Raw genomic sequence first — 10,718 nt, forward strand, 5'->3', positions numbered from 1 at the left:
TGGTGTTATAAAAAGTGTAATATAAAGGGTAAATAATGAAAAAGTTAATACTGGTAGCTATGGCAATATCGTTAAGCGGATGTGTTATCGCAGCACCTCATCACCGAATGGATGGGGATGATGTCGATGCATCGCAGTATGCATCGGGGGTAAATGAGTGCACGCAGAGGGAGGAAGCCGCTGGGGAATGTGTCATGCATAAGAAACATCATCATAAGAAAGCCGATGATACTTATAAAAGCAGCGACGGCTATACCATGATTACAAAACATGGCGTGACCCTGCCGGATTGTGAACAAACCGGTGGCAGTCAGGCATCGCAGGGTTCCACCTGTTGGTATAAAAACAGCAAATGATGTTGACTCAGCAACAAGGGCTGGCGCATCTGGAAAAGATGAACAACGATCTGGCCGTGCTTGATAAGGCCATCGAGGTTCTCAGAGGGATGGAACAGGCGAAAGCCGATGTCATCAGCTATCTGATCGGGGTCAGAAATCTAAAAGAGATCATGATTATTGAATTGAAAGGTGAGTTTATCGTTTGATCATGATGAAGCCCCTGCTTTTACCAACCGCAATAGGTTGCTGGAGGCAGGGACTTATTCTTAGCCTTGCGAATGTTCAGAGATAGCGGACAAACGGTGCCGTATCCGGCGCGGCGATGGTGGTCGATGCTTTCAGCTGCGGCGTGCCCAAATAGAGGAAACCGACGATTTTGTCCAGAGCGCCACAGTCAAGACCGGCACGCACCAATGGGCTTTCGGTGAGCGCACCGGTGCGCCAGATACCGTTAAAGCCCTGAGCAACCGCCGCCATTTGCATGGCCATTACCGCGCAACCTGCCGACATCTCCTGTTCCCATACCGGAACCTTTGGATGGTCCTGGCACTTGGCGATAACCGCAATAATCATCGGCGCACGGAACGGCGCGCTGCGAGCCTTCTCAATCGCTTTGTCGTCGCTTTGTGCGGCGACAGCACCCTGCTCAAGCAGTTGGCTAAAGCGCTCGCGCCCTTCGCCTTCGATGACCACAAACTGCCACGGCTGCAGCGTACCGTGGTCCGGTGCGCGCATGCCGGCGCGCAGGATGTTCTGCAGCTGTTCACCGGCAGGTGCAGGCTCAGCCAGTCGGGACGCACTGCGGCGATTCACCAATAATTCAAGGGCATCCATAAAACCACTCCTCTCACGTTATTTTTCATAAAATTAACATGCGAGAGGATTTTGTTACAGCACCGAAGGCGATTCCTGCTGACAACCGGCGACGGTCTATTTAGGATAGCCACACGTTTCACCGTTGCGGTGAACCTTTTTCGTTTTTTGCAGGGAGAATACATGCGAACCGTATGGCGCTTCATTGTCGGATTCTTTAAATGGACGTGGCGATTGCTCAACTTCGTCCGTGAACTGGTGCTCAACCTGTTCTTTATTTTGCTGGTGCTGGTTGGCGTTGGCATTTGGATGCAGCTTAGCAGCAGCACAACCGAACATAGCAGCCGCGGGGCATTGCTGATGAATATCAGCGGCGTGGTGGTCGATAAACCGTCGACCAGCAGCAAGCTCAGCGTTATTGGCAAACAAATCTTTGGCGCCAGCTCCGACCGTCTGCAAGAAAACTCGCTGTTTGATATTGTGCAGACCATTCGCCAGGCAAAGGATGACCGCAATATCACCGGGATTGTGCTGGATCTGAAAAACTTCGCCGGCGGTGACCAGCCGTCGATGCAGTACATCGGTAAAGCGCTGCGCGAATTCCGCGACAGCGGCAAGCCGGTTTACGCCATTGGCGACAGCTACAGCCAGGGCCAGTACTACCTTGCTAGCTTCGCCAACAAAATCTGGCTGTCGCCGCAGGGCGTGGTCGATCTGCACGGTTTCGCCACCAACGGTCTGTATTACAAGACGCTGCTCGATAAGCTGAAAGTCTCGACTCACGTCTTCCGCGTCGGCACCTACAAGTCCGCCGTTGAACCGTTTATCCGTGATGATATGTCTCCTGCCGCCCGCGAAGCGGACAGCCGCTGGATTGGCGAGCTGTGGCAGAACTATCTCAACACCGTTGCCGCTAACCGTCAGATTACCGCGCAGCAGGTGTTCCCAGGCGCCCAGGCCATGCTCGACGGTCTGAGCAAAGTTGACGGCGATACGGCGAAATATGCGCTGGATAACAAGCTGGTCGATACCCTCGCCTCAAGCGCGGAAATCGAAAAGGCGATGACCAAAGCGTTTGGCTGGAGCAAAGCGGACAATAACTTTAGCGCCATCAGCATGTATGACTATGCGGTGAAAACTCCGGCAGATACCGGTTCAAGCATCGCCGTGGTGTTCGCCAACGGCGCCATCATGGACGGTGAAGAAACCCCGGGTAACGTCGGCGGCGACACCACCGCGGCGCAAATCCGCGATGCGCGTCTGGATCCAAAAGTGAAAGCTATCGTTCTGCGCGTCAACAGTCCTGGCGGCAGCGTTAGCGCCTCTGAGGTGATCCGCGCAGAGCTGGCGGCAGCCAAAGCGGCAGGCAAACCGGTGGTCGTATCGATGGGCGGAATGGCGGCATCCGGCGGGTACTGGATCTCAACACCAGCCGATTACATCATCGCCAGCCCGAGCACTCTGACCGGTTCTATTGGCATCTTTGGGGTGATCAACACCGTCGAAAATACGCTCGACTCGATTGGTGTGCACACCGACGGTGTCTCCACCTCGCCGCTGGCGGATATGGCAGTAACCAAAGCACTGACCCCAGAAGTGCAGCAGATGATGCAGCTCACCATTGAGAATGGCTACAAGCGCTTTATCACCCTCGTGGCGCAGTCGCGTAAGAGCACGCCGGAAGCAATCGACAAAATTGCCCAAGGCCACGTGTGGACCGGTGAAGACGCGAAAGCGAATGGGCTGGTCGATAGCCTCGGTGACTTTGACGACGCGGTGGCGAAAGCCGCTGAACTGGCAAAAGTCAAAACCTGGCACGTTGACTACTATCAGAGCGAACCGACGTTCTTTGATATGGTAATGGACAGCATGTCTGGTTCAGTGCGCGCGGCCCTGCCGCAGGCGCTGCAGGCTTACCTGCCGGCACCGCTGGCTTCGGCGGCGAACGCAGTGAAAGCCGAAAGCGATAAGCTGGCGGTGTTTAACGATCCACAAAATCGCTATGCAATTTGCCTGACCTGCGTCAATATTCGTTAATCGCAATCCCCTCCGCTAAGGGGGGGATTTTCTTTAGATTATTCATTCGACGACCACATGCAAAAAAAATCCATTTACGTCGCCTACACCGGCGGGACCATCGGGATGCAGCGTTCCGATCACGGCTACATCCCGGTTTCCGGCCATCTGCAGCGCCAGCTGGCGCTGATGCCCGAGTTTCATCGTCCGGAGATGCCGGACTTTACTATCCACGAATACGATCCGCTGATGGACTCTTCCGACATGACGCCGGAAGACTGGCAGCACATCGCCGATGATATTAAAGCCCACTACGATGAGTACGACGGCTTTGTTATCCTGCACGGCACCGACACCATGGCCTTCACCACCTCCGCGCTGTCGTTTATGCTGGAAAACCTCGGCAAACCGGTTATCGTCACCGGGTCGCAGATCCCACTGGCGGAGCTGCGCTCTGACGGGCAAATCAACCTGCTGAACGCCCTGTATGTTGCCGCTAACTATCCGATTAACGAAGTGACGCTGTTCTTCAACAATCGTCTTTATCGCGGCAACCGCACCACCAAAGCTCATGCCGACGGTTTCGATGCTTTCGCCTCACCGAACCTCGCACCGCTGCTGGAGGCCGGTATCCACATTCGCCGTCTCGGCACGCCTCCTGCTCCGCACGGTGACGGCGAGCTGATTGTGCACCCTATCACCCCGCAGCCGATTGGCGTGGTGACGATTTATCCGGGGATTTCCGCCGATGTGGTGCGCAACTTCCTGCTACAACCGGTCAAAGCGCTGATCCTGCGCTCCTACGGTGTCGGCAACGCGCCGCAGAACGGCAATTTTATTAAAGAGCTGACTGAAGCCAGCCACCGCGGCATTCTGGTGATTAACCTGACCCAGTGCATGTCCGGCAAGGTCAATATGGGTGGTTACGCCACCGGTAACGCGCTGGCGCAGGCCGGTGTGATTAGCGGTTCTGATATGACCGTGGAAGCGACGCTGACCAAGCTGCACTATCTGCTCAGTCAGGGGCTGGATACCGAAACTATCCGTCAGGCCATGCAGCAAAACCTGCGCGGCGAGCTGACGCCAGACGATTAAGGAGAGTGTCATGACGCAACGCGCACTGTTATTGGTCGATTTGCAAAATGATTTCTGCGCCGGCGGCGCGCTGGCCGTGGCCGATGGTGATAGCACTATCGACGTGGCGAACCTGTTGATTCGTGCGGCGAAAATCCTCGGCGATACGGTCGTCGCCAGCCAGGACTGGCATCCGGCCAATCACGGCAGTTTTGCCAGCCAGCACAATGTTGAGCCGTACACTCAGGGCACGCTGGACGGGCTGGCGCAAACTTTCTGGCCGGATCACTGCGTCCAGGACAGCGACGGCGCGGCGTTTCATCCGCTGCTGACGCAACAGGATATTGATGCCGTGTTCCACAAAGGCGAAAGCGTCAATATCGATAGCTACAGCGCCTTTTTCGATAACGGACATCGGCAAAAAACCGGTCTCGACGCCTGGCTACGCGATCATGAGATTAACGAACTTATCGTACTGGGCCTGGCGACCGACTACTGCGTTAAGTTCACGGTGCTGGATGCATTAGCGCTGGGTTATACGGTGAACGTCATTACCGACGGCTGTCGCGGCGTGAATATTCAGCCGCAGGATAGCGTCAACGCCTTTATGGAGATGGCTGCCGAAGGGGCAACACTGTATACCCTCGACGACTGGCTTGAGAATCAAGGATAGCCTGATAGCCACTTACCGCCCGGAAGTTCTGGACATTCCCGCCGCCGAGTAAACCGTGAGTGTAAGATTGAGATACCCGGGGCGACCACCGGGTTTGGCGTCCCTCCGGGAACCAAATCCCGGCGTTTCCCCTAATCGCTTTGCTTAAGTGAACGGTATTACATCGCCGGCCAGCTTCTGACGATAATCCGCTAACCCTGTCATAACACGGTCAATTTTTCCCCACCAGCCTTTCTCCACGTGAACCGCTTCGCAGATTTACCCCTTCGGCGATGCTATGTTTTAACGGTTGTTTTTTCGCCACACTTTTCCTGTGGCGCCTGTATTTTTTCAATGTCAAAGAGGACCGTGTATGAAACTTTTGCCTTTGCTGGCAGCATTACCCCTGCTCTGCGCGTCGGTTGTTTCGGCTAATTCCCTGATGTCCGTCGGCTACTTCAACGGCGGTGGCGATGTTACTGCCGGGCCTGGCGGCGATATCAATAAGCTCGATGTGCGCCAGATTACCCATCTCAACTATTCCTTTGGTCTTATCTATAACGATGAAAAAGATGAAACCAACGACGCATTAAAAGACCCGGCTAAACTGCATCAAATTTGGTTGTCGCCGAAGGTGCAATCGGATTTAGAAAAAATCCCCGTCCTGCGTAAACAGAACCCGAACCTGAAAGTACTGCTCTCCGTCGGTGGCTGGGGCGCACGCGGCTTCTCGGGAGCGGCAGCATCGCCTGAAGCCCGCGCGGTGTTTATCCGTTCAGCGCAGGAAGTCGTGGATAAATACGGCCTCGACGGCATCGATCTCGACTGGGAATACCCGGTTAACGGTGCCTGGGGCCTGGTGGCCAGCCAGCCGGCGGACAGAGATAACTTCACCACGCTGCTCAAAGAGCTGCGCGCGGCGTTTGGCAAACACAAGCTGGTGACCATCGCCGTCGGCGCCAACGCGGAAAGCCCGAAAAGTTGGGTCGACGTGAAGGCTATTGCCCCGCTGCTGGACTACATCAACCTGATGACCTACGACATGGCGTACGGTACGCAGTACTTCAACTCCAATCTGTACGATTCAACCCAGTGGCCGACGGTTGCCGCGGCGGATAAGTACAGCGCCGATTTTGTGGTCAATAACTATATCGCCGCCGGCCTGAAGCCAAGCCAGATGAACCTCGGCATCGGTTTCTATGGCCGTGTACCAAAACGCACCGTCGAGCCGGGCATCGACTGGAGCAAGCCGGATGCACAGAAAAACCCGGTGACCCAGCCGTACTTCGGCCCGCAGGAAGTGGATCTGTTTAAATCACTGGGGGTGGATTTGAGCAAAGACACCTACGTGAAGTACAACGATATCGTGGCGAAACTGCTCAACGATCCGCACAAGCGTTTTACCGAACACTGGGATGACCAGGCGAAAGTGCCGTGGCTGTCGGTACAATCCAGCGACGGCAAAGCGTTGTTTGCCCTCTCGTATGAGAACCCGCGTTCGGTGAGCATTAAGGCTGACTACATCAAGAGCAAGGGGCTTGCCGGGGCGATGTTCTGGGAATACGGTGCGGACGACAACAACCAACTGGCAAAACAGCTGGCCGAGTCGCTGGGGATTAAGCACTAACGCCTTTACTAAAGGTCAGGCAACGAATCAGGGCTACAGTGTGCTAGCCCTGATTCGGGTGGTGGGTGAGTTGAGCCTCGTTCACTGAATCGCGGCGAATTACACCGGCGTTAAAATCCCGCTATCCGCATGAATACGATACCCGGCCCCCGGATGTGGGGCCTGTAAACGCGCGCTGCCGCCAAACAGTTTCTCCCGTAAAGTACCCTGGCTGTACTCCTGTTTGTAGACGCCGCGTTTTTGCAATTCCGGGATCAGGAGCTCCACTACATCGGTGAAGGTTTCGTGCGTGACGGCGTAGGCCAAATTGAAACCGTCCACGTCGGTCTCCTCCACCCACGACTGCAATTCATCGGCGACGGTTTGCGCACTGCCCACAATCAACGGGCCAAAGCCACCAATCCCCACCCAATCCGCCATCGCCTTCACCGACCACTGCTTGTCGGGATCGGCGGTGGAGAACGTATCCACCACCGATTGAATGGCGTTGGTTTTTGAATAGGTAAACACCTCATCCGGCTGGTACTGGCTAAAATCAATCCCCGTCCAGCCGGAAATCAGCGCCAGCGCGCCTTCATAGCTGGTGTAGTTTTTATACTCCTGCCATTTGGCCTGCGCGGCTTTGTCGGTTTCGCCGACAATCGCGGTTTGCATATTGAAAATCAAAATGCTGTGCGGATCGCGCCCCGCCTCCTGCGCACGGCGGCGAATATCAGCCACCGTTTTTTTCAAAGCGCTTTTTGACGGCGATGCTACAAACACGCATTCGGCGTGGCTGGCAGCAAACTGCTTGCCACGGCTAGAGGCGCCAGCCTGATAGAGCACCGGCGTGCGCTGCGGCGACGGCTCGCAGAGGTGGTATCCGGGCACATCGAAGAATTTGCCGTGATGGTTAATGGCGTGAATTTTACTCGGGTCGCTGAAAATTCGACGTTCGCGGTCGCGCAGTATCGCCCCCTCCTCCCAACTCCCTTCCAGCAATTTGTACACCACTTCCAGATACTCGTCGGCGTAGTCGTAGCGTGCGTCATGCGCGGTTTGCGCCTGCTGGCCAATATTGCGTGCACCGCTTTCCAGATAAGAGGTGACAATATTCCAGCCTACCCGCCCTTTGGTCAGATGATCCAGCGTCGACAGGCGACGGGCAAACGGATAGGGATGCTCAAACGATAGCGAGGCGGTAAGACCAAAGCCAAGATGCTCGGTCACCAGCGCCATCGGTGTCACCAGCGCCAGCGGATCGTTAACCGGCACCTGCGCCGCCTGACGGATAGCCGCATCACCATTGCCGTTAAAGACGTCGTAAACTCCCAGCACATCGGCGATAAACAGGCCGTCAAATTTACCGCGTTCCAGCAATCGCGCCAGATCGACCCAGTAGTCCAAATCCTTGTACTGCCAGGAGCGGTCACGCGGATGCGCCCACAGCCCCGGCGATTGGTGGCCGACACAGTTCATATCAAAAGCGTTCAGTCGAATTTCACGTTGCGATGCCATAACAGTCTCCCCATACACCCGGCGTTTAGCCCGGTGTCAGCAATAGTTTGGATAGGTTTACGATAAGATGAGCTGACGGCAGCCCAAGGTTTCCAGCACATTTTGCGCCACCTGCTGAGCGTGTTCGGCCACCTGCGGCAACCCCATGAGTTCGCCAAAGCGCCCGCGTGCGGCGGGGCCTGCCACCCAGAGATTCGGCGAGGCTTGCGACAACGCATTCACTTCAATTCCCATTCCTAGCGGGTCCGGGTGAATCAGCCCAGCCTGATGCAGGGCTTGCAGAAATGGCTGGCTGGCAACGAGATCCGCATGGTCAGGACCGGTGGTCAGCACCAGATAGTCAACGGTTTCCTGCTGCGACTTACCGCCGCGCAGCGTTAAATAGAGTTGGAAAGTCGGGCCGGGTGATTCCAGAGTTTGCAACCGTGCAGCAAGCAGGCGAAAACTACCCGCATGGCGTTTGTCCGCAATCGCCTGCGCGACCTGCGGAGCGATGCGATAACGGTGCACATCCCAGAAGCGCCGCAAATGACGTAGGAATTGACGCTTTTCCGCTTCCGCTAGCTGCTGCCAGATCTCCTGTCCCTGCTGACGCACGGCATCAAGCACCACCTGCCAGGGCAAGCCCTGGGCCTGCGCGCGCTGGATGTCATCACGAATCAGACGTAAACGCTGACCCAACGTGCCGTACCGGTAATCAGCCTGCCATTTCGTCAGGTTTATCGGCGCGTTTGGTCGCGAAAGTAGACCGTGGCGCGAAAAGGCCAGCACATCGCCCCGATGCCCCTGCCGCGCAAGCGACGCCACTACGTCCGCCATGCTGAGCGCGGTGCCCATAATCGCTACCCTCGCCGTGGAGGGAATACCGCTCAGCGCCCCAGCGCTCCATGGATTGGCGATCAGCCGAGGATGCTGGCTGAATGCCTGCACCGTCCTCGGTAATCGCGGCGGTGGATGACTGACTGCCAGAACGATACGGTCAGCGCGCAGGCGACGGCCACCGGAGGTGATAAGGCTACCGTCCTGCCAATCGACCGCGCGTTCCCGAATATGGGCGACGCGTGAGCCGGGCCGTTGCGCCGCCTGGGTGAAGGCGGCCTCCACATAGCGACCAAAGGCCCCACGCTGGGGATACACGCTGCCATCAGCCAACTGCGCCTGCGTATCCTGCGGAAAATCGCCGTAGCGGCGATACCAGCGGTCAAATGCACCATCGTCTTCCCCGGCCAGCTGCATACGCGCGGCGGGAACGTTAATCCGATGGGCCGGATCGGTCGCCGAATAGGCCACGCCCTGGCCTAAATGTTCTCGCGGTTCAATCACGCTGATACGCACAGGACGCGTTGCCTCACGCATCAAATGGATTGCGACAGCCGTACCGCTAAAACCGCCGCCGACAATCACTACATGGGGATCAGACATCCTCATCCCCCTTCAGCTCGCGCTGACGTGTTTAGCAGGACGTTTCGCCCCACCGATGGTTTCACCAAAAGGACCGGTATTGACCTGACCTTTCGCCGAACGCGGTTGCGTACTGGCCGGGAGCAGCGGCATCACCAGCTCAGCAAAGCGATGCGCTTCTTCCAGATGTGGATAGCCGGAGAAAATAAAGTTCGTGACCCCCAGCGCCTGGTACTCGCGAATGCGTTCCGCAACCTGCTGTGGATTGCCCACCAGCGCAGTGCCCGCCCCGCCGCGGACCAGGCCAACGCCCGCCCACAGATTTGGCGCGATGCGCAGATTGTCGCGGCTGCCGTTATGCAGCGCGCTCATGCGGGCCTGCCCGGTAGAATCCATACGGGAGAAAATCTCCTGCGCCTGGGCAATCGTGTCATCATCCAGATGGGCAATCAGCTTGTCGGCCGCCGCCCAGGCCTCCTCTTCCGTTTCACGGACAATCACGTGCAGGCGGATCCCGTATTCCAGCTGGCGCCCCTTTTCTTCAGCACGGGCTTTCACCACCGCCAGTTTGTCTGCCACCTGGGCGGGAGGCTCGCCCCAGGTGAGATATGCGTCGATGTGATCGGCGGCAACGTCGATGGCCTGCTCGGAAGAGCCGCCGAAGTACAGCGGCGGCCCATTTTTTTGCACCGTCGGGAACAGCACTTCCGCCCCTTCGACCTGGAGATGTTTACCGTGATAGTCGACCTTCTCTCCAGCCAGCAAACGGCGATAAACCTCAAGGAATTCGTGAGTTACCTGGTAGCGCTCACTGTGATTGAGGAAGATCCCGTCACCTTTGTTTTCCACCGGATCGCCGCCGGTCACTACGTTTATCAACAAACGTCCTTCAGAAAGCCTGTCCAGCGTGGCGGCCATACGCGCCGCCAGCGTTGGCGGCTGAAGCCCTGGGCGCACCGCCACCAGATAGCGTAAGTTGCGCGTGATGGGCGCCAGTGCGGCAGCCACCAACCAGGAATCTTCACAACTTTTGCCGGTAGGGATCAGTACGCCGTAGTAACCCAGGCTATCTGCCGCCAGTGCAACCTGCTGCAAATAGGGCAAATCTACCGGGCGACCGCCTTCGGTGGTGCCCAGATAGCGCCCATCGCCATGGGTAGGTAAAAACCAGAAGACATTAATTTTCTCAGCGGCTTGTACTGTCATTATCAATTTCCTTTATAACTATATTTAGTATTTATCGAAGCAGTTATTTAAGTCAGTTATAAAGAGATAAGCGAAATCTGTGCCAGCTTTCAAA

General features: G+C 56.5%; 10 protein-coding genes. 6 read left to right on the forward strand and 4 right to left on the reverse strand.

The window, feature by feature from the left end; translation table 11 throughout:
- Positions 1 to 35 precede the first annotated feature (35 nt).
- Positions 36 to 356 (forward strand): hypothetical protein, encoded by a 321-nt coding sequence (locus LZ634_RS21335; RefSeq protein ID WP_234508762.1) that lies wholly within the window; start codon positions 36 to 38, stop codon positions 354 to 356.
- On the forward strand, positions 353 to 544 hold the full coding sequence (locus LZ634_RS21340; protein WP_234508763.1) for a hypothetical protein: 192 nt from the start codon (positions 353 to 355) through the stop codon (positions 542 to 544). The genes LZ634_RS21335 and LZ634_RS21340 overlap by 4 nt, the downstream gene beginning before the upstream one ends.
- Positions 545 to 620: 76 nt before the next feature.
- On the opposite strand, the gene LZ634_RS21345 is transcribed toward LZ634_RS21340, so the two are convergent.
- Complete coding sequence (locus LZ634_RS21345; protein WP_234508764.1) at positions 621 to 1,172, reverse strand: NAD(P)H nitroreductase; 552 nt, start codon at positions 1,170 to 1,172, stop codon at positions 621 to 623.
- Between the two features lie 162 nt (positions 1,173 to 1,334).
- Here LZ634_RS21345 and sppA point away from each other — a divergent pair, with 162 nt between their 5' ends.
- From sppA to LZ634_RS21365, 4 genes are all read left to right on the forward strand, one after another.
- Entirely contained in the window at positions 1,335 to 3,188 is a 1,854-nt protein-coding gene (sppA, locus tag LZ634_RS21350; protein WP_234508765.1) for a signal peptide peptidase SppA, read from the forward strand.
- Between the two features lie 57 nt (positions 3,189 to 3,245).
- Positions 3,246 to 4,262, forward strand: coding sequence for an asparaginase (gene ansA / locus LZ634_RS21355; RefSeq protein ID WP_234508766.1), 1,017 nt, complete (start codon positions 3,246 to 3,248; stop codon positions 4,260 to 4,262).
- A gap of 10 nt (positions 4,263 to 4,272) precedes the next feature.
- On the forward strand, positions 4,273 to 4,914 hold the full coding sequence (pncA, locus tag LZ634_RS21360; RefSeq protein ID WP_234508767.1) for a bifunctional nicotinamidase/pyrazinamidase: 642 nt from the start codon (positions 4,273 to 4,275) through the stop codon (positions 4,912 to 4,914).
- Positions 4,915 to 5,266: 352 nt separating this feature from the next.
- Positions 5,267 to 6,520: a glycoside hydrolase family 18 protein gene (locus LZ634_RS21365; protein WP_234508768.1), complete on the forward strand. Its 1,254-nt coding sequence runs from the start codon at positions 5,267 to 5,269 to the stop codon at positions 6,518 to 6,520.
- Positions 6,521 to 6,619: 99 nt separating this feature from the next.
- Here the strand turns inward: LZ634_RS21365 and LZ634_RS21370 are convergent, their stop codons facing one another.
- Genes LZ634_RS21370 through ssuD form a run of 3 tightly spaced genes read right to left on the reverse strand, consistent with a single transcriptional unit; the run spans position 6,620 to position 10,624 of the window.
- Positions 6,620 to 8,017, reverse strand: coding sequence for an LLM class flavin-dependent oxidoreductase (locus tag LZ634_RS21370; RefSeq protein ID WP_234508769.1), 1,398 nt, complete (start codon positions 8,015 to 8,017; stop codon positions 6,620 to 6,622).
- Between the two features lie 57 nt (positions 8,018 to 8,074).
- Positions 8,075 to 9,439 (reverse strand): FAD/NAD(P)-binding protein, encoded by a 1,365-nt coding sequence (locus LZ634_RS21375; protein ID WP_234508770.1) that lies wholly within the window; start codon positions 9,437 to 9,439, stop codon positions 8,075 to 8,077.
- 12 nt (positions 9,440 to 9,451) lie between these two features.
- Positions 9,452 to 10,624 carry an FMNH2-dependent alkanesulfonate monooxygenase gene (ssuD, locus tag LZ634_RS21380; protein WP_234508771.1) on the reverse strand — a complete coding sequence of 391 codons (1,173 nt, stop codon included), beginning with the start codon at positions 10,622 to 10,624 and terminating at the stop codon, positions 9,452 to 9,454.
- Positions 10,625 to 10,718 lie beyond the last annotated feature (94 nt).

The sequence above is a fragment of the Kluyvera intermedia genome, from assembly GCF_021440345.1.
GTDB classification, from domain to species: Bacteria; Pseudomonadota; Gammaproteobacteria; order Enterobacterales; family Enterobacteriaceae; genus Kluyvera; species Kluyvera intermedia_A.

Coding starts and splice junctions, on each gene's coding strand:
- LZ634_RS21365 (WP_234508768.1), top strand. CDS start 5,267: ATGAAACTTTTGCCTTTGCTGGCAGCATTACCCCTGCTCTGCGCGTCG.
- LZ634_RS21345 (WP_234508764.1), bottom strand. CDS start 1,172: ATGGATGCCCTTGAATTATTGGTGAATCGCCGCAGTGCGTCCCGACTG.
- ssuD (WP_234508771.1), bottom strand. CDS start 10,624: ATGACAGTACAAGCCGCTGAGAAAATTAATGTCTTCTGGTTTTTACCT.
- ansA (WP_234508766.1), top strand. CDS start 3,246: ATGCAAAAAAAATCCATTTACGTCGCCTACACCGGCGGGACCATCGGG.
- sppA (WP_234508765.1), top strand. CDS start 1,335: ATGCGAACCGTATGGCGCTTCATTGTCGGATTCTTTAAATGGACGTGG.
- LZ634_RS21335 (WP_234508762.1), top strand. CDS start 36: ATGAAAAAGTTAATACTGGTAGCTATGGCAATATCGTTAAGCGGATGT.
- LZ634_RS21375 (WP_234508770.1), bottom strand. CDS start 9,439: ATGTCTGATCCCCATGTAGTGATTGTCGGCGGCGGTTTTAGCGGTACG.
- LZ634_RS21340 (WP_234508763.1), top strand. CDS start 353: ATGATGTTGACTCAGCAACAAGGGCTGGCGCATCTGGAAAAGATGAAC.
- pncA (WP_234508767.1), top strand. CDS start 4,273: ATGACGCAACGCGCACTGTTATTGGTCGATTTGCAAAATGATTTCTGC.
- LZ634_RS21370 (WP_234508769.1), bottom strand. CDS start 8,017: ATGGCATCGCAACGTGAAATTCGACTGAACGCTTTTGATATGAACTGT.